Source organism: Thioclava arctica, assembly GCF_040892615.1.
Classification (GTDB): domain Bacteria; phylum Pseudomonadota; class Alphaproteobacteria; order Rhodobacterales; family Rhodobacteraceae; genus Thioclava; species Thioclava arctica.
The window spans coordinates 209,716-228,609 of the sequence record NZ_JBFRYC010000002.1 but is presented as its reverse complement, the minus strand read 5'-3'; the positions used below and the strand labels follow the sequence as shown (position 1 = coordinate 228,609).

15 protein-coding genes and 1 tRNA gene are annotated in these 18,894 nt (G+C 61.7%); 5 read left to right on the top strand and 11 right to left on the bottom strand.

Going from position 1 to position 18,894, the window contains the following annotated elements; translation table 11 throughout:
- Nucleotides 1-5 precede the first annotated feature (5 nt).
- Nucleotides 6-82: transfer RNA gene (locus AB4874_RS03995), tRNA-Met, on the top strand.
- 130 nt (nt 83-212) lie between these two features.
- On the opposite strand, the gene AB4874_RS03990 is transcribed toward AB4874_RS03995, so the two are convergent.
- The 9 genes from AB4874_RS03990 to xdhA all read right to left on the bottom strand — a co-directional run bounded on the left by AB4874_RS03990 (nt 213) and on the right by xdhA (nt 11,173).
- Nucleotides 213-1,502 carry an NAD(P)/FAD-dependent oxidoreductase gene (locus AB4874_RS03990; RefSeq protein ID WP_295531604.1) on the bottom strand — a complete coding sequence of 430 codons (1,290 nt, stop codon included), beginning with the start codon at nt 1,500-1,502 and terminating at the stop codon, nt 213-215.
- Nucleotides 1,503-1,721: 219 nt separating this feature from the next.
- A complete protein-coding gene (locus AB4874_RS03985) occupies nt 1,722-2,807 on the bottom strand; it encodes a BMP family ABC transporter substrate-binding protein (RefSeq protein WP_295531600.1) in 1,086 nt (361 codons plus the stop codon).
- Nucleotides 2,808-2,860: 53 nt separating this feature from the next.
- Nucleotides 2,861-3,793 (bottom strand): ABC transporter permease, encoded by a 933-nt coding sequence (locus AB4874_RS03980; RefSeq protein WP_368391022.1) that lies wholly within the window; start codon nt 3,791-3,793, stop codon nt 2,861-2,863.
- Nucleotides 3,790-4,122 carry a hypothetical protein gene (locus tag AB4874_RS03975; protein WP_368391021.1) on the bottom strand — a complete coding sequence of 111 codons (333 nt, stop codon included), beginning with the start codon at nt 4,120-4,122 and terminating at the stop codon, nt 3,790-3,792. Before AB4874_RS03975 ends, AB4874_RS03980 begins: the two co-directional genes overlap by 4 nt.
- Complete coding sequence (locus tag AB4874_RS03970) at nt 4,119-5,201, bottom strand: ABC transporter permease (protein ID WP_368391020.1); 1,083 nt, start codon at nt 5,199-5,201, stop codon at nt 4,119-4,121. The genes AB4874_RS03975 and AB4874_RS03970 overlap by 4 nt, the downstream gene beginning before the upstream one ends.
- Nucleotides 5,198-6,712 carry an ABC transporter ATP-binding protein gene (locus tag AB4874_RS03965; RefSeq protein ID WP_368391019.1) on the bottom strand — a complete coding sequence of 505 codons (1,515 nt, stop codon included), beginning with the start codon at nt 6,710-6,712 and terminating at the stop codon, nt 5,198-5,200. Before AB4874_RS03965 ends, AB4874_RS03970 begins: the two co-directional genes overlap by 4 nt.
- On the bottom strand, nt 6,709-7,473 hold the full coding sequence (xdhC, locus tag AB4874_RS03960) for a xanthine dehydrogenase accessory protein XdhC (protein WP_368391018.1): 765 nt from the start codon (nt 7,471-7,473) through the stop codon (nt 6,709-6,711). Before xdhC ends, AB4874_RS03965 begins: the two co-directional genes overlap by 4 nt.
- The gene (gene xdhB, locus AB4874_RS03955; protein ID WP_368391017.1) at nt 7,470-9,797 is read right to left on the bottom strand and encodes a xanthine dehydrogenase molybdopterin binding subunit; all 2,328 of its coding nucleotides are present in this window, start codon (nt 9,795-9,797) and stop codon (nt 7,470-7,472) included. The genes xdhC and xdhB overlap by 4 nt, the downstream gene beginning before the upstream one ends.
- Nucleotides 9,794-11,173: a xanthine dehydrogenase small subunit gene (gene xdhA / locus AB4874_RS03950; protein WP_368391016.1), complete on the bottom strand. Its 1,380-nt coding sequence runs from the start codon at nt 11,171-11,173 to the stop codon at nt 9,794-9,796. The genes xdhB and xdhA overlap by 4 nt, the downstream gene beginning before the upstream one ends.
- A gap of 234 nt (nt 11,174-11,407) precedes the next feature.
- Here xdhA and dnaE point away from each other — a divergent pair, with 234 nt between their 5' ends.
- A complete protein-coding gene (dnaE, locus tag AB4874_RS03945) occupies nt 11,408-14,911 on the top strand; it encodes a DNA polymerase III subunit alpha (RefSeq protein ID WP_368391015.1) in 3,504 nt (1,167 codons plus the stop codon).
- On the opposite strand, the gene AB4874_RS03940 is transcribed toward dnaE, so the two are convergent.
- A complete protein-coding gene (locus tag AB4874_RS03940; protein ID WP_368391014.1) occupies nt 14,908-15,339 on the bottom strand; it encodes a hypothetical protein in 432 nt (143 codons plus the stop codon). The genes dnaE and AB4874_RS03940 overlap by 4 nt on opposite strands.
- Nucleotides 15,333-15,539: a SlyX family protein gene (locus tag AB4874_RS03935; RefSeq protein WP_295531568.1), complete on the bottom strand. Its 207-nt coding sequence runs from the start codon at nt 15,537-15,539 to the stop codon at nt 15,333-15,335. Before AB4874_RS03935 ends, AB4874_RS03940 begins: the two co-directional genes overlap by 7 nt.
- 75 nt (nt 15,540-15,614) lie before the next feature.
- Here AB4874_RS03935 and hisS point away from each other — a divergent pair, with 75 nt between their 5' ends.
- From hisS to hisG, 3 genes are read left to right on the top strand one after another with little or no spacing between them, the layout of a single operon-like run.
- Nucleotides 15,615-17,114 (top strand): histidine--tRNA ligase, encoded by a 1,500-nt coding sequence (gene hisS, locus AB4874_RS03930; protein ID WP_368391013.1) that lies wholly within the window; start codon nt 15,615-15,617, stop codon nt 17,112-17,114.
- 3 nt (nt 17,115-17,117) lie between these two features.
- A complete protein-coding gene (locus tag AB4874_RS03925; protein ID WP_368391012.1) occupies nt 17,118-18,188 on the top strand; it encodes an ATP phosphoribosyltransferase regulatory subunit in 1,071 nt (356 codons plus the stop codon).
- Complete coding sequence (gene hisG / locus AB4874_RS03920) at nt 18,185-18,886, top strand: ATP phosphoribosyltransferase (RefSeq protein WP_295531560.1); 702 nt, start codon at nt 18,185-18,187, stop codon at nt 18,884-18,886. Before AB4874_RS03925 ends, hisG begins: the two co-directional genes overlap by 4 nt.
- Nucleotides 18,887-18,894: the final 8 nt, after the last annotated feature.

Below are 18,894 nucleotides of genomic sequence, written 5' to 3'. Positions count from 1 at the left end.
GCAGTGGCTAGGTAGCTCAGCTGGTTAGAGCACACGACTCATAATCGTGGGGTCGGGGGTTCAAGTCCCCCCCTCGCCACCACTTATCCCCTCTTTGCGGATCAGACAAAACGGCGCTTGCGTCGTTTTTCTGCATTCGTGGCGGTCTTTGTGGGCCCCGCATGAAAAAAGGCGGACCGAGGCCCGCCTTTCGTTGATTGGATGTGGCGCGCTTAGGCGTCGGTCTTTTTGACGGCCTTGAGCTTGTCGATGCCCAAAATCTTCATCCCGAATTTCTCATAGAACGGCTCGGACGTGCCTTTGCGCAGTTTGCGCATGAAGTATTTCTCAAAGCCGATCTTGGCGAGGTGAACCCATTTGCCCTGGCTCGACCAGTTCACATTGCGCGGCGGCAATTGCGGCTGGGCAACAAAGGCGATTCCGCTATCGCCAAAGTCAGCAAGACAGATTGCGTTCCAGGTGCCGGTTTCGTCCGGTTCCTTGCCGCGCACGATATTGCCCAGGTTATGGGCGGTCGCGGTGACCATCGATTCGATCATGAAACCGGTCTTTGGTACGCCACAGGGCACCGGGGTCGGGCCCATCGGCGGAATCGCGATGCCCACGCCGATCCCGAACACGTTTTGGTATTTCGGGTTGCGCTGATGCTTGTCCACGATGACGAAGCCGCGCGGGTTCACAAGGCCCTCAAGGCCCATGACCGCGGGAATGCCACGGAAGGGCGGCAACATCATCGAGTATTTGAACGGCATCTCATGGGTTGCCTTGATCGACCCGTCATCGGCGATCTCTTCGACATGCATCGTGCCGTCTTCGACCTTTTTCACGCGGCTCGAGGTCATCCATTTGATGTGCTTGTTGCGCATCTCGGATTCCAGCAGACCCTTGGTGTCGCCCACGCCATCAAGGCCAAGGTGTCCGACATAGGGTTCCGAGGTTACGAAGGTGATCGGTACCTGATCGCGGATCTTGGCGCGGCGCAGCGCGGTATCCAGAATGAAGCAGAACTCATAGGCCGGGCCAAAGCACGAGGCACCCTGCACCGCGCCCACGATGATCGGGCCGGGGTTTTTGCAGAATTTATCAAAGTCGAGCTTCGCCGCTTCGGCGTGATCGATATGGCAAACCGAATGGGTAAAGCCCTCGGGGCCAAGGCCCTCGATCTCGTCAAAGGCCAGCTCGGGGCCGGTCGCCAGCACGATATAATCGTAGCTGATCTCGCGCCCGTCATCGAGCTCGACCTTGTTGTCATCGGGATGCACGCGCTTGGCGCCAACCGGGATGAAGTTGATATTCTTGCGCTTCATCGTCGGCGCTAGATCGACCGTAATGTCCTTGCGGTCACGCCAGCCAACAGCAACCCAAGGGTTGGATGGCACAAAGTGGTATTTCGCCTCTTTGGTGATGACGGTGATTTCGTCTTCTTTGCGAACTTGATCGCGCAGCTCGTAAGCCATGATAGCGCCGCCAAGGCCAGCGCCAAGTACCACGATATGTGCCATACTGTTAGTCCCTCCCGTTACCCGAATGTCAGTTTCGTGCTTGACCATCCGTTGAATTCATATTCTTGAATGTGTCAGGCGCGCCGGTCAAGCCATCATTGCGCGCAAACTGGCTTAGCGACAAGTCTGACGAGAATGTGATCGCGCATCATACGGGGAATTGACGGAAAAAGGCCGGCGCATAGGCCGGCCTTTCGTAATTGTGTCAGTAAGTTTGCCTTACTTGGGAGCTTCTGCGGTGATGCCTTCGACGTAGAAGGTCATGGATTGCAATTGCTCGTCGGTGGCCATTTCGCCATCAGCCAAGAAGACGCTGCCGTCTTGCTTGTTCAACGGGCCTGCAAAGGGATGCACCGCGCCCGAGGCGATATCGTCTTTCAGCTTGAGCGCTTCGGCCTTCACCTCGGCGGGAACCGCGTCGGAAATTTCGCCGATCTCGACCATGCCGGTGTCGATCCCGCCCCAGGTGGCTTCGGATTTCCAGCTGCCATCCATCATCTCGCCTGCGCGCTTGATGTAATAGGGGGCCCAGTTGTCGATCGTCGAAGAGACACGCGGTTTGGGGGCGAAGCTCGACATATCCGAGGCCTGACCGAAGGTGATCACGTTGCCCGCCTCTTGCGCCTTGGCTTGGGGTGCGGTGGAATCGGTGTGTTGCAGCAGCACGTCCACGCCATCGGCGATCAGGGCGGCGGCGGCATCGGCCTCTTTTGCGGGGTCGAACCAAGTGTAAGCCCAGACGACTTTCATCTCGACATCGGGGTTGACCTTTTTCGCGGCGAGATAGGCGGCGTTGATGCCCTGATAGACCTCGGGGATCGGGAAGGAACCGATATAGCCGATCTTGTTGGTCTTGGTCATGCGCCCGCCGATGGTGCCCTGAATCGCGCGGCCCTGATAGAATTTCGCATCATAGGTCGCGAGGTTATCGGCACGCTTATAACCGGTGGCGTGTTCAAATTTCACATCGGGGAATTTCTTGGCGACGTTGACGGTGGCATCCATGAAGCCAAACGAGGTCGCAAAGATCAGCTTGTTGCCCGCCAGCGCCAGTTGGGTCAGAGCGCGCTCGGCATCGGGGCCTTCGGGGACGTTCTCGATGAACGAGGTTTTCACCTTGTCGCCGTATTTTTCCTCAATCGCCTTGCGGCCTTGATCGTGCTGATAGGACCAACCCATATCGCCCACCGGGCCGACATAGATAAAGCCGATTTTCAGCGGTTCGTCGGCGGCGAATGCGGGCAGGCCGACACCGGCGACCAGGGTGGTCGCGGCAGTGGTTTTCAGGAATGATCTGCGGTTCATCAAGCTACTCCAGGTTGGTTGCGGGCCTCTCATGAGCCCTGTGGATAAATGCCTCAGCTTGAGGCGTGGAAGGATTTGCCAAGGCTGGCAGGGGCGGCCTGCACGCCATGGCGGTGAAGGGCGGACAAGATCACCAATACGATGATGGTGATCACATAAGGCGCCATCGACAGGATATGAACGGGAATGGCATAGCCCGCCGCTTGCAGTTGCAATTGCAACGCGGTGATGCCGCCAAACATATAGGCCCCCAGCAGCACCCGCCACGGGCGCCAGCTGGCAAACACGACGATGGCCAACGCGATCCAACCCGCGCCTGCGGTCATGCCCTCGGTCCATTGTGGCACTCGCACGAGGCTGAGATACGCGCCCCCCAGACCGGCCAGCGCCCCACCAAACCCCAGCGCGGCAAAGCGCACGGCGACCACGCGATAGCCCAGCGCATGGGCCGCGTCATGGCTTTCGCCGACCGCGCGCAGGATCAACCCGGCGCGGGTGTAGCGCAGCACGAACCAGACCACCGCGACAAGCAGCAGCGAAAGATACACGATCCAGTCATGGGAAAACAAAATCGGCCCGATCACCGGAATATCCGCGAGTGGTCCGAAATCCAGCTTGGCGGTGGGGGGCGGGCGCACGCCCTCATAGCCCTTGCCAATCAGCGCACTGAGGCCCAGCCCGAACAAGGTCAGCGCCAACCCCGTAGCAACCTGATTTGACAAGAAAATCTGCGTGAGGAACGCGAACAGCAGAGCCATCAACGCCCCGGCCAGCGCGCCCGCAATAAAGCCCAGAACCGGGTTGCCCGTAGCCACAGCCGCCGCAAAGCCTGCGACCGCGCCCATGATCATCATGCCCTCGACCCCAAGGTTGAGAACGCCCGACTTCTCGGCCACCAACTCGCCCGTCGCGGCCAGCAAGACCGGCGTTGAGGCCCCCATCAGCATCGCCGTCAGGCCAATGATATCAATCCCGCCGATCGTCATGCGCCGCCCCCTTGTCCCCAGATCAGCACCGGTCCCCAGAAGGCGTAGCCGCAGATAAGTCCCACGACCAGCCCCGCGACTGCGACATAGCGCTCGCGGCCCCGCAGATGGGGCATGTGCGGGCTTGGTCCCTCACCACGTGCTCCGACGCGCGCCATCAGCGCCTGCGTCACCCGCGCCATGGCTTCGAGAACGAGGATCAGCACGATCCCGACCACGACCAGCACCCAAAGCGCATTCATCAGCGCCAAGGCATACCACAGCCCCAACCCCGCCAGCAGACCTGCCAGCGCGAGAACGGGAATATGCAAAGAGGGGAGTTTCTTCATGCCACCGCCTTCCGGCCCAGACGGATGCGAAAGTTGGTGAGCACGTCAAACCCGAGCAAGAAAAACAGCAACATCCCCTGAAACACCTGGATTGCCGCCGAGGGCAGCCCCAGTGTCAGCTGCGCCATGTCACCCCCGATATAGGTCAGCGCCATCAGCAAGCCTGCCAGCAAGATGCCGATCGGGTGCAGACGGCCCAGAAACGCCACGATGATCGCGGTAAAGCCGTAGCCCACATTGAAACTGTCGGTGATTTGCCCCGAGGGGCCCGAGACCTCAAACATCCCGGCAAGCCCTGCGAAAGCGCCTGCCAGCCCAAGGCAAAACACCACCAGACGCGCCGGGACGACACCGGCAAACCGGGCAGCGCGCGGCGCTTCGCCTGCAACGCGTATGCGAAAGCCCATGATGTGGCGGTGCATCAGGATATAGGTTGCGATAACGGCAATAAAGGCCGTGACCACCCCCCAATGCAGCCCCGTGCCTGCGATCAGATCGGTGTTATGGGCCGAAGGGTAGCTTTGCAGGTTGCGCGAGCCGGGAAAGCCATAGCCCTCGGGGTTCTTGAGTGGTCCGAAGGCCATGTAAGCCAGCAGGTTTTCCGCTACATAAACCAGCATGAGCGACACCAGAATTTCCGAGGTGCCGAACCACACTTTCAGCAGTGCCGGGATCATCGCCCAAAGCAAACCACCAAGCGCTCCGAGCACGATCATGGCAGGGAAAAGCCAATGACTTTCAGCGGGATAGATATGCAGCGCCAACCAAGCCGAGGCCAGCGCCCCCATGATGTATTGTCCCTCAGCGCCGATATTCCAGATGCCAGCACGAAAGCCCACGGCCAAGCCGCTTGCGATCAGGATCAGGGGGCCGGCCTTGACCAAAAGCTGGCCGCGGAAATAGCCCGCATTCGCGCCGAAAAGCGGATCCCAAAAGATCACGCGGATCGCCTCAATTGGTGGCTTTCCCAGAAGTGCAAACAGCAATCCGCCCGCAATCATTGTTGCGATAACGGCGACGATCGGCGTGGCATAGGTCCAGAACTTTGCGGGGTTCGGGCGGCGGATCAGGGTGATCATATCTGCGCCTCCTGCATGCCATGCGCGCCGCCCAGCATCAGCCCGATCTCCTCGATACTCAGCCCTTTGGTTGGGCGCGGCGCGCTGAGCCGCCCTTCGTTGAGCGCGGCAAAACGATCAGCGATTTCCATCAATTCATCAAGGTCTTGGCTGATCGCAATCACCGCCGCCCCTTGCGCCGCCAGATCCAGCAAGGCCTGCCGGATCGCCGCCGCGGCTGCCGCATCGACGCCCCATGTGGGCTGATTGACCACCAAAACCTCGGGCGCTTGCAAGACCTCGCGGCCGATCACAAATTTCTGCAAATTGCCCCCCGAAAGTGCGCGCGCGGCCACATGCGGGCCCGGTGTGCGCACATCAAAGGCGGTGATCACATCTTGCGCAAAGTCGCGCGCCGCGCCCTGATCGACAAATCCATTCTGCGTCAGTTTCTTGCGCGTCGTGCCCGTTAGAATCGCGTTTTCGGTCAGGCTCATCGCGGGCACGGCGGCATGGCCAAGCCGTTCTTCGGGCGCCGCGAGCAGCCCCATGCCACGGCGCGCGTTGGGCCCGAGCGCCGAAATGTCTGCGCCCAGCAGCTGCACTGTGCCATGTTTCGAGGGGCGTTCGCCCGATAGCGTGGCCAGCAATTCTTCTTGCCCATTGCCCGCCACACCACCGATGCCCAGCACTTCGCCCGCGCGCAATTCAAAGCCGATTTCTTTCAGTGCGGGGCCGAATTGTGACATCGGGGGCAGGGAAAGATTGGTGACTTTCAACACGACATCGCCGGGTTTGCGCGTGGAGCGGTCGGTTACTTTCAACTCCGCGCCGACCATCAGCTCGGCCAGCTCGCGGGCGCTCTTCTCGCGTGGATTGCAGTGATCCACGACCTTGCCGCCGCGCAGGATCGTGGCCGCCTCGCACAGCGCGCGGATCTCTTCGAGCTTGTGCGAGATATACAGAATCGCGGTGCCCTCAGCCGAGAGTTTGCGCAAGGTTTTGAACAGGATATCAACCTCTTGCGGGGTCAAAACGCTGGTGGGTTCGTCCATGATCAGCAGCTTTGGATCTTGCAGCAAACAGCGCACGATCTCGACGCGCTGGCGTTCGCCCGCAGACAGATCGCCCACCAGACGCGCGGGGTCCAGCGGCAGCCCATATTCGGTCGAAATCTCGCGGATTTTCGCCGCCAATTGGCGCATCGGCGGCGGGGTTTCCATGCCAAGCGCGACGTTTTCGGCCACGCTCAGCGCCTCGAATAAGGAAAAATGCTGGAACACCATCGCCACGCCCGCGCTGCGCGCCGCGCGCGGATCGGCGGGGGCATAGAGCGCGCCTTGAAACTGCATCGTGCCGCTATCGGGTTTGACCAGCCCGTAGATCATCTTGACCAAAGTGGATTTGCCCGCGCCGTTTTCGCCCAGCAGCGCATGGACCTCACCCGGACGGACCCGCAAAGCCACGCCATCATTGGCCACGACCCCGGGGTAGGCCTTGGTCAGGCCCTCGATTTCTAGCAGCTCGCTCACCCGGCGCGCACCCTTTCCCTTGGCGCGGCATGCTCCACGCTCAGGTCCCTCACTAGCGCGCTGGCGACGCCCAAAGCAATGGCTTGAGGGTGCTTGCCAAGACTTGGATCGCCTATTGGGCAGGCAATGCGCGAAATTTGTGCATTTGAGTGGTTCAGCGCGCCAAGTCGGCTGCGAAACCGGGCGGCTTTGGTGGCCGATCCGATCAATCCAAGCGAGCGAAACCCGTGATGCAACAGCGCATCGCACAGGCGCAAATCCAGATCGTGGGAATGGGTGGCGACGATGTGCTCGGCATCGCTTGGCGCATGGGCCACGACGCGCACCGGGTCTGCAGCGACCAACGGGGACACGCGCGCAGGCATCGGATCGGGCAGCTTTTCGGCGCTGATGTCGATCAACGTGATCTGGCGGTGTTCAAACGGGGCCATTACGGCGGCAATCGCGCGCCCCACATGGCCGCCCCCCCAGATCCATAGCTGCCCGTCGTTGGGCGCAAGAACGGGCGCATCGGCGATGAAATCAACGCTCACAGCCCCCCCGCAGCATTGCCCCAATTCGGGCCCCAGCGCAAAGCTGCGCCGCGTTTGAGTATGCCCCGTTACTAGCATCTGGCGGGCGTGCAAGATCGCCTCCCATTCCAGCGCGCCACCGCCGATCGTGCCCTCAATTCGGTCGGGCCAGACCCGCATATGCGCGCCCGCCTCGCGCGGGGTCGAGCCTTTGGTCTTGCAAATCGTAACGCTGATCCAGCCGCTCATGGCGTGCCTCGCGCTCGGTTCACGGCAGCCAGAACCGCCTCTGCGGTTGCGGGCGTTTGCAGATCGGGCCAGTGCGGACCGCAGGCCTGACAGGCGTCTGACAATGCCAGATAGGCCGAAATCGCCAGCATAAAAGGAGGCTCCCCCGTCGCCTTAGACCGATAAATCGTCTCGACGCGGTTGGGCTCATCCCAAAGCGCGACATTGAAAATCCGGGGCCGATCCGAACAGGCCGGGATTTTGTAGGTCGAGGGCGCGTGAGTGCGCAAGCGCCCCGCGTCGTCCCAAACAAGCTCTTCGGTCGTCAGCCAGCCCGCGCCTTGCACAAAGCCACCCTCGATTTGTCCGATATCAAGGCCGGGATTCATCGAGGCCCCGGCATCATGCAAGATATCGGTGCGCAAAATGCGATTTTCCCCCGTCTGCGTGTCGATCACCACCTCGCTCACAGCCGCGCCATAGGCGAAGTAAAAGAACGGGCGGCCTTGGCCCTTGATCCGGTCCCAGCTGATTTCGGGGGTTGCGTAAAACCCGGTGGAGGAAAGCGAAACGCGCGCTTCATAGGCCTGTTTGACCACTGCCGCGAACGGCCGTGTGCTGTCGCCCGCAATCACCTGACCGCCCTCGAAGCGCACCGAATCGACAGGGCAGCCCTCTTGCGCGGCCATGAACGCAGCAATCCGGCCCCTGATCGTCTCGCAGGCCGCCTTCACCGCCATGCCGTTCAGATCCGCCCCCGAGGACGCCGCAGTGGCTGAGGTGTTAGGCACTTTATCGGTTGCGGTGGCGGTGATGCGCACCGATCCATCATCGACCCCAAAGACCTGCGCGGCCACCTGACAGACTTTGCGATGCAGACCCTGACCCATCTCGGTCCCGCCATGGCTGAGCTGAATTGAGCCGTCTGCATAGACATGCACCAGCGCACCCGCCTGATTGAGATGGGTCAGCGTGAACGAAATTCCGAACTTCACCGGGCTCAGCGCGATGCCCTTCTTCAATGTCGTGTTTGTGCTATTCCAGGCCGCCACAGCGGCCTTACGCGCCACAAAATCTGCGGATTTCTGCAACTTGTCGGTCAGCTCATGCAGGATGAAATCCTCCACCGGCTGGCCGTAATGGGTGGTCTGCACCTTCCTCTTGATCGAAATATCCCCGGGGGTCTGGGGGCGGGCAGCCCCCAGCGCTGCCGCATAATAATTGCGCTGGCGCAGCTCAGTCGGGTCCAGCCCCATGACATGGGCGAGGTGATCTACCGCGGCCTCGGTGGCCAGCATCCCTTGCGGCCCGCCAAAGCCACGAAACGCTGTCGCGGATTGCGTATTGGTGCGCAAACGGTGACTTTCGATGCTGATATTGGGTAGGAAATACGAACTGTCCGCATGCAGCATCGCGCGGTCGCAAACCGGCAAGCTGAGATCTGGCGACCAACCGCAGCGCGCGAGATGGGTGAACTCTGCGGCGACAATTTTGCCATCCTGATCCGCGCCGATTCTATATTTCACTGTGAAATCGTGGCGTTTGCCGGTGATCATCATGTCGTCGTCGCGGTCATAGCGCATCTTGCACGCCCGCCCCGTGGTGCGCGCCATCACTGCGCAAGCGATCGCAAGGTGGTTGCCCTGACTTTCCTTGCCGCCAAAGCCACCGCCCATCCGGCGCATCTCGACGCGGACATCATGCATCGCGCAGCCCAAGGCATCCGCGACCTTATGTTGGATCTCGGTCGGATGTTGTGACGAGCAGCGGATCACCATGCCCTGATCGTCGGGCAGGGCGAGGGCGGCTTGGCCTTCAAGGTAGAAATGCTCTTGCCCGCCAATATCCAGACTGCCCTCGACGATCTGCGCGGCTTGCGCAAAGCCCGCCGTGACATCGCCGCGTGCCCAAGTGACCGGGCCGCCCTCGAAATGGCTGTTGGCGGCGAGCGCCTGTTCAATCGTCAGAATTGCCGGGCGCGGCGCATAGGTTATCTTGGCCAAGCGCGCGGCCTTGCGCGCTGCAAGGTGGCTGGTGGCGGCGACCAGAAAAATCGGCTGGCCGACATAAAGCACCTCGCCTTCGGCCAGCACCGGTTCCGGGTCTGGCGCGGGCGAGGCGTTATTGGCAAAAGGCATGTCGGCGGCGGTCATGACCGCGACCACGCCGGGTGCCGCGCGCACCGCCGCAAGATCAAGCGCGGTGATTTCGGCATGGGGCTGTTCGGACAGCCCAAACGCCAGATGCAAGGTGCCTGCGGGCACCGGGATATCATCGACATAGCGCGCCGCGCCGGTGACGTGAAGGTGCGCAGAATCATGGGGTTGGGTGGTGCCGATGCTCATGGCTGCACCTCAAGGATCGAGACTTGGCCACTGTCTTCGCGGCCATAGCGCAGCACCATCGCCTTGGCGGCCTGCATCCGGTAGGCGCTGGAGGCGCGCATGTCCGACATTGGCGTGAAGTCATCTTCCAAAGCGGGCAGGGCCGCGCTGAGTGCGGCCTCGCTGAAAGGCTGCCCGATCAGCGCGGCTTCCAGCGCGCTGGCGCGTTTCGGAATGCCTGCCATGCCGCCAAAGGCGATGCGCGCACTTGCAATTTTTCCACCTTCTTCGGTCAAATTGAGGCATCCGCACACAGCAGAAATGTCTTGATCGAACCTTTTGGACAGTTTGTAGCAGGCCAGACCGGGGGCGGATTTCGGCACGATGATGCTTTGCACGAACTCGCCGGGGGCGCGGTCTTGCTTGCCATACTCAAGGAAGAAATCCTCTAGCGCGATCGTGCGGCGCAGATCGCCCCGGCGCAGGGTCATGGTGGCCCCCAGCGCAATCAACGCGGGCGCGCTGTCGCCAATCGGCGAGCCATTGGCGATATTGCCCCCGATCGTGCCGGCTTGACGCACCTGTTCGCTCGCAAAGCGGCGCAACAGTTCGGCGAAGCTGGGATGGGCCTGCGCCATGGCCTTGCGCAGTGCGGCAATGCTCACGCCCGCGCCGATGACGAAACTGTCGGCGGTTTCTTCGATGGTTTGCAGATCATGACAATGGCCGAGAAACGCGATCTGATCCAATTGGCGTAACTGTTTGGTCACCCAAAGCCCGACATCGGTGGCGCCCGCAATCAGCGTGGCATCGGGATGGTCCAGATACCATGTGGCAAGCTCATCGGAATGGCGCGGCATAAAGGCGGTGGAGCTGCCCTCATCGCCCAACACGGCCGCGTCCAGATCCACCGGGTGATCGAGCATCCAGTCAGGAACGGGGGCATCTTGCGCGGCCTTGGCGGCGCGGATGATTGGGGCGTAGCCGGTGCAGCGGCACAGGTTGCCCGCCAGCAGTTCGTCGTGATCGGTTTGCCCATTCAGATGCGCGCTCGCCATCGAAACCACGAAGCCCGGCGTGCAAAACCCGCATTGCGAGCCGTGATGGTCGATCATCGCCTGTTGCACCGGGTGCAGCGTGCCATCGGGGCCCGCCAGCCCTTCGACGGTGCGCAGGGCGCGGCCGTGCAGATGGGGCATCATCATCAGGCAGGCATTGAGCGGACGCGCGCCGGATTCGTCTGTCACGATCACCGAACAGGCCCCGCAATCGCCCTCGTTGCAGCCTTCCTTGGTGCCGGTCAACCCCTCGCTGCGCAGCCAGTCCAGCACCGATTGCGTAGGCTCAGTGACCTGAACGCGCCGGGTTTCTCCGTTGAGAAGAAACGTGATGTCCATGCAATTAATCCGCCGCGTTACTGGTGCCCCGGTCACAGCGCGCCCGCTCGATGCGGCGTAGAGAAGGCGGCTTTCTTATAGCAAAGCCGATCAGGGGAGGGCTTGGCAAGGGATTCGCGCCTGCGCGATGCCTGAAAACTGATCTGACGATCAAAATTAAGGCGATTGAACGCGAATTCGGGATCGGTGGTTTTGGCACTTTTCGTCTGCGCGCGCGCACCTTATCGTGGCGCGATGACCAGCCCCCGATTCATTCACCTGCGCGTCCATACCGAGTATTCGCTGCTTGAGGGCGCTGTGCCCGCCAAGAAGCTGGTGAAGCTGTGCGAGGCGGCGAAAATGCCTGCCGTCGCGGTCACCGACACCAATAACATGTTCGCGGCATTGGAATTTTCTGTGACCGCGTTGGGGGCAGGGGTGCAGCCGATCGTGGGCTGTCAGGTCTCGGTTGAATATGATCCCGCCCAGCCCGGCGAACGCCCGCGCGCGCCTGCGCCCATCGTGCTGCTGGCGCAATCCGAGCGTGGCTACGAAAACCTGATGAAGCTGAATTCGTGTCTTTATCTGGATAAGCACGGGGCACAGATTCAGGTTACGGTCGACGAGTTGGAGGCCCATTCCGAGGGCTTGATCTGTCTGAGCGGCGGCTCTGACGGGCCCATCGGGCGGCTTATTCGGGCAGGTCAGAACGGCAAGGCGCGCGCGCTGCTGGAGCGTCTGGCCGCGATCTATCCGACGCGCCTTTATGTCGAGTTGCAGCGCCATCCCGGCGAGGTCAGTGCCGTGACCGAGGCCGAGGCCGCAACCGAGCGCCCCTTTGTCGAATGGGCCTATGAGATGGGCCTGCCGCTGGTGGCGACCAATGATGTTTATTTCCCGAAATCAAGCCTTTACGAGGCGCATGATGCGATGATCTGCATCGCCGACGGGGCTTATGTCGATCAGGCGCAACCCCGTCGGCGCCTTACGCCGCAGCATTATTTCAAATCCGAAAGCGAGATGGTGGCGCTGTTTGCCGATCTGCCCGAGGCGGTGGAAAATACCGTCGAGATCGCCAAACGCTGCGCCTTTGCCACCTATCGCCGCGATCCGATCTTGCCGAAATTCGCCGATGACGAGATCGAGGAATTGCGCCGTCAGGCGTGGGAAGGCTTGCGCGCGCGTCTGGCGGTGATCCCGCATGCCGTGCCCGTCGAAGACTACGAGGCGCGCCTGACATTCGAGTTGGGCATCATCGAGCAGATGGGCTTTCCCGGCTATTTCCTGATCGTGGCCGATTTCATCAAATGGGCCAAGGATCACGATATTCCGGTGGGGCCGGGGCGGGGCTCGGGGGCGGGCAGCCTTGTCGCCTATGCACTGACCATCACCGACCTTGATCCGCTGCGCTATAGCCTGCTGTTCGAACGCTTCTTGAACCCCGAACGGGTCTCGATGCCCGACTTCGATATCGACTTTTGCATGGATCGCCGCGAAGAGGTGATCCGCTACGTGCAAGAGAAATACGGGCGCGACAAGGTGGGCCAGATCATCACCTTCGGCGCGCTTTTGTCCAAGGCGGCGGTGCGCGATGTAGGCCGCGTGTTGCAGATGTCTTACGGGCAGGTCGACAAGCTGTCCAAGATGATCCCGGTCGAGGGGGTCAAACCGGTTTCCATCGAAAAGGCGCTGGCCGATGAGCCGCGTCTGCGCGAAGCCGCGCGCAGTGAAGAGGTCGTCGCGCGGCTGCTTGATTACGCCAAGGCGATCGAGGGGCTGTTGCGCAATGCTTCGACCCACGCCGCCGGGGTGGTGATCGGCGATCGTCCGATTGATGAGCTGGTTCCGCTTTATCAAGATCCGCGCTCGGACATGCCGGCCACGCAGTTCAACATGAAATGGGTCGAACAGGCCGGGCTGGTGAAGTTCGACTTTTTGGGTCTGAAAACCCTGACCGTCGTGCAATCGGCGATGAACCTGATCTTCAAATCGGGCCGTCCGCTGCATGTCGATGCGGCTGGGAACCAGTTGTATGAACCCGCCGAGGGGGCCGAGAACCAGATCAACGCGATCCCATTGGATGACCCCAAGACCTATGAACTCTATGCCGCCGCGAAAACGGTCGCGGTGTTTCAGGTGGAATCGGAGGGCATGAAATCGGCTCTGCGCCAGATGAAACCCACCTGTATCGAGGATATCGTGGCGCTTGTGGCGCTTTATCGTCCGGGGCCCATGGAGAACATCCCGACCTATTGCGAGGTGAAGAACGGGCTGAAGCCGATCACCTCGGTGCATCCAACGATTGACCATATTCTTGAGGAAACTCAGGGGATTATCGTCTATCAGGAACAGGTTATGCAGATCGCCCAGGTGATGGCGGGCTACTCGCTTGGCGGCGCTGACCTGTTGCGCCGCGCGATGGGGAAAAAGATCAAAGAGGCGATGGACGCCGAGCGCCCGAAATTCGAGGCGGGAGCGGCACAGAACGGGGTCGACAAGAAAAAGGCCTCGGAAGTTTTCGACCTGCTCGAAAAATTCGCCAATTACGGCTTCAACAAATCCCACGCCGCCGCCTATGCGGTGGTCAGCTATTACACCGGCTGGCTCAAGGCCAACCACGCCGTCGAATTCATGGGCGGGGTGATGAATTGCGATATTCACCTAACCGACAAGCTGGCCGTCTATGCCGATGAGGTGCAGAAAAAGCTCGGGATCGAGATCATTCCGCCTTGCGTGAACCGCTCGCTCGCAAGCTTCGACGTGGTCGATCAAAAGCTGGTCTACGCGCTGGGCGCGCTGAAAAACGTCGGTTCGGATGCGATGCAGATGATCGTGGATGCGCGCGAGGCGGGGGGCGATTTCACCGATCTGTTCGATTTCGCGCGTCGCGTGGATATGAAGCGGCTGGGCAAGCGCCCGCTGGAAATGCTCGCACGCGCCGGGGCGTTTGATCTGCTCGATCCCAACCGCAAGCGGGTGTTTGAAAGCCTCGAATCGCTGATGGCGTGGTCGGGTGCCGTGATCGAGGCGCGCGAGAGCGCGCAGGTCTCACTGTTTGGCGAGGCGGGCGACGATCTGCCCCCGCCGCGTCTGGCCGATACCGATGACTGGCTACCCGGCGAACGCCTGTCCGAAGAACACAAAGCCATCGGGTTTTACCTGTCGGGCCACCCGATCGAAGATTTCCTGCCCGCACTCAAACGCAAGAACGTGATGAGCTGGGAAGAGGTGCAGCGTAAGGCGGTTGATGGATCATTCGTCACCAGAATTGCGGGCGAAGTCGCCTCGGTGCGCGAAAAGAAATCGGCCAAGGGCAATCGGTTCGCCTTTGTCGCGCTGTCGGATGCGAGCGGCCCTTACGAGGTCGCCTTTTGGTCCGAGGCGCTGGAGGCCTGCCGCGATGTGTTGGAAACCGGCAATCTGCTGGTGCTGACCGTCAAGGTCGAGGTCGATGGGGAATCGGTGCGCATGGTGGCCTCGTCTGCCCAACCGATGGACAAGGCGACGGCGGATGCGGGGGCCTCGGGGCTGTTGATCCATGTCGATGACGCGATGGCGCTGCCCTCGATCGCCTCGCTGCTGGAGCGGCTTGAGGAAGAGGGCAAGGTGCGCACGCGCGGCCCCGTCGCCTTCATGGTTTATGATTCGGAACGCAACTGCCGTTACAAAATCGCCACCGGGCGCGAATTCCCGGTCAATCCGCAGGTCAAAGGGGCGATCCGATCTTTGCGCGGTGTGGGACAAGTCGAAGAGGTCTAAAGCGCGCCCGAGACATAGCCCAGCCGCAAGGTGATCGCCGCGCAAAACGCAAGCGCGGCCTCAGCCCAGCGCAAGATAACAAGTTGCCGTGCGCGATCCGCCATATTGACCAAATCGGCCAGCGCAGCCTCGATCAACCACAGCTCAATCCACGCGCAGACTACCAAAGCGGCGCTTAAAATCAGCGCCCCACCCAGCAATAGCCGCGCCTGCGTGTGGTGGCGAAATTGCCAGATCAGCAAGATCAAAAGGGGCAGTAGCGCAAAGATCTGCACCACCAGCGCCCCCGTCGCCTGCCATGCTGAAAACCGCACCATCGCGCCGTGCAGGTCGGTCTCGCCGGGCCATATCAGCAGGCCGAAATAGACCAGCATTTGCAAGCTGATCAAGGTCGCCCCAAAGGCCCAAAGCGCGCGCATCTTTACCAATGAGGCGGCTTCTGATCGGCCAGCGGAACCGAGCCGCCGCTGTCAAATTCACGTTCTGCCTCGCGCTCCATCATCAGGCCCAACTGGCGTTCCAATCGCTCGATCCGGCGCGATTGCTCGACCGCCACATCCGAAAGATCCTCCACCATCTTGCTGAGATGGGCGATCTGTTCTTCTGCCCGTTCCACTCGATCCTGCATCTGTTGTCCCTATCGCTTGCCGGGGCCTGCCCCTTGGGCTACACCCTCGCGCGAGATCAGATCAGGTGCAAGCCAATGGCCAAAGAGAAAAAACAGCCCCGCCCGCGCGCAGAAGCCCCGAAAGGCTTTCGCGACTATTTCGGCGCCGAGGTGACCGAGCGGGCCGAGATGCTCGACGCGATCGCGCGGGTCTATCGCGCGCATGGGTTTGAGGCGCTGGAAACTTCGGCCATCGAGACGGTCGAGGCGCTGGGGAAATTCCTCCCCGATGTGGACCGCCCAAATGAGGGCGTGTTCGCTTGGCAAGAGGATGACGACGGCAAATGGCTGGCGCTGCGCTATGACATGACCGCGCCGCTCGCGCGCGTGGCCGCGCAATATCGCAATGACCTGCCCAGCCCTTATCGGCGCTACACGATGGGCCCGGTCTGGCGCAACGAGAAACCCGGTCCTGGCCGTTTTCGCCAGTTTTATCAATGTGATGCGGATACGGTGGGCGCGCCCTCGGTGGCTGCGGATGCCGAGATTTGCGCCATGCTGGCAGATGCGCTGGAAGCCGTGGGCATCGAGCGCGGCGATTACGTGGTGCGGGTGAACAACCGCAAGGTCCTGAATGGCGTGATGGAGGTCGCGGGCGTTCTTGACCCCTCCGATCCGTCGAAATTTGAGGCCGAGCGCGGCACCGTCCTGCGCGCCATCGACAAATTCGACAAGTTCGGCGAGGAGGGCGTGCGTGCGCTGATCGGCCCGGGCCGGATGGATGAATCGGGCGATTTCACCAAGGGCGCGGGGCTATCTGACGCGCAGGCCGACACGGTGATGGGCTTCATGGAAGCCAAGCGCGCCGATAACGCTGCGACCTGCGCGCGGCTGCGTGATCTCGTCGTCGGGTCGGATTTGGGCGCCGAAGGCGTGGCTGAACTCGAACAGATCGCCCAATTGCTTGACGCGCAAGGCTACGGCCCCGACCGCATCGTGATCGATCCCTCGGTCGTGCGCGGCCTTGGCTATTACACAGGCCCGGTCTTTGAGGCCGAGCTGACCTTTGAAATCCTTGACGAGAAGGGCCGCAAGCGCAGCTTCGGCTCGGTCGCGGGCGGGGGGCGTTATGACGATCTGGTCAAGCGCTTCACCGGTCAGGCCGTGCCCGCGACCGGCGTCTCGATCGGGGTGGATCGCCTGCTGGCCGCGCTGCGCGCCAAGGGCCGCTTGGGCGGAACCGAGCAAGGCCCGGTCGTGGTGACCGTGATGGATCGCGACCGGATGGGCGATTACATGGCAATGGCTGCGCAACTGCGCGGGGCTGGCATCCGCGCCGAGGTCTATCTGGGCAATCCGAAAAACTTCGGCAACCAGCTCAAATATGCCGATAAACGCCAAAGCCCCGTGGCGATCATCCAAGGTGGTGACGAGGCAGAGCGCGGCGTGGTGCAGGTCAAGGATCTGATCCTTGGCGCAAAGATCGCCCAAGACGCAACAGTTGAAGAATGGAAATCCCAACCCGCGCAGTTCGAGGTTCCGACCAGCGAAATGGTTGAAAAAGTGCAAGAGATCCTTGCGCGCTATGAGGGCTGATCCATGGCCGACAAGGCGCAATCAAGGGCGATGGCCGCCCGCCTGCTTGACGCGTTCCTCAGGGCTGGCGCTGTCGAAGTCACCCCCGACATCCTGCAACCCGCCGAGGCGCTTCTGGACCTCTACGGCGAAGATATCCGCGCGCGCGCCTATGTCACCGCCGACCCTTTGCGCGGTGAGATGATGCTGCGCCCGGATTTCACCGTGCCCGTCGTGCAGGCGCATATGGCCGATGGTGCGGAACCCGCGCGATATGCCTATGCGGGCGAAGTTTTCCGCCGTCAGGACCATCGCGGGGCCGCGCGCAGCAATGAATATTTTCAGGCCGGTTTCGAGATTTTCGACCGCGCCGATCCCGAAGCCGCCGATGCCGAAGTGTTCGCGTTGTTCTCCAACATCCTTTCCCGTCTCACCCTGTCGGCCACGATTGGGGATATGGGCCTGTTGCGCGCGGCCGTGGACGGGCTTGATACCTTGCCCGAACGCAAGGCGGCACTTGCGCGTCACATCTGGCGGCCCAAGCGGTTTCAGCACCTGCTTGCGCGCTATAGCGGTCAAATTGCGGTGCCAAAGGCGCGCGCCGAATTGCTTGCGGGTGCGCGCTCGGATCGTCCCTGGATCGGCCTGCGCCAACAGGGCGAAATGGAGGCCCGTATTGCCGCCCTGCAAGCCGATGCCGCCGCGCCTGCGCTGCCCGCCGCCTCGGTCAATGCCCTCAACGCGCTCGCAGCCCTGCGCTGCCGCGCTGACAGCGCGCCTGACCATCTGCGCGCGCTCAAGATACCTGCGCTTGAACCCGCGATCGCGCGGCTGCAGCGCCGCCTGAGCGCGCTTGCCGCCAAGGGGATCGGGCTGGATAATCTGCATTTTGACGCCAGCCATGGCCGCTCCACGATGGAATATTACGACGGCTTCGTCTTTTCCTTCGCGGCCCCCGACCCGGACCTACCGCCGGTGGCGATTGGCGGGCGCTATGACGCGCTGACCCGCCAATTGGGGCAGGGGCGCGAAATCCCGGCAGTGGGCGGCATGATCCGCGCCGGGCTGTTGGTCGATCTGGAGGGGCTGGTATGATCAAACTCGGCGTGCCCTCCAAGGGGCGGCTCATGGAAAAGACGTTTGAGTGGTTTGGCAATCGCGGCATCACGCTCAAACGCAGCGGGTCCGAGCGCGAATATGCCGGTGCGGTCGAGGGCGCTGAAGGCGTCAGCCTTGTGCTGCTGTCAGCGGGCGAAATCCCGCGTGAACTGGCGGCCGGGCGCATCCATCTGGGGGTGACCGGTTCGGATCTCGTGCGCGAAAAGCTCGCTGATTGGGACAGTCAGGTGACAAGCCTTGCGCCGATGGGCTTTGGCTATGCCGATCTGATCATCGCGGTGCCCGATTGCTGGGCCGATGTCGATTGCCTCGAAGACCTAGACGCGGTGGCGCATCGCTTTCGCGCAACTCATGGGTTCCGGCTGCGGATTGCGACGAAATACCACCGCCTCGTGCGCGATTTCCTGACGCGGCAAGGCGTGGCTGACTGGCAGCTGGTTGACAGCCAAGGTGCGACCGAAGGCACGATCGCAAATCTCACGGCCGAGGCGATTGCCGATATCACTTCCTCGGGCGAAACTCTGCGCGCCAATCACCTCAAAATCCTGTCGGATGGGTTGATCCATCAAAGTCAGGCCACGCTGTTTGCCGCGCGCGCCGCCGATTGGACGGGCCAGCAAGGCGATTTTGCCGTGCTTGTCCATCAACTTGGGCTCGACGCAGCTAAGCTTTGAATTTCATC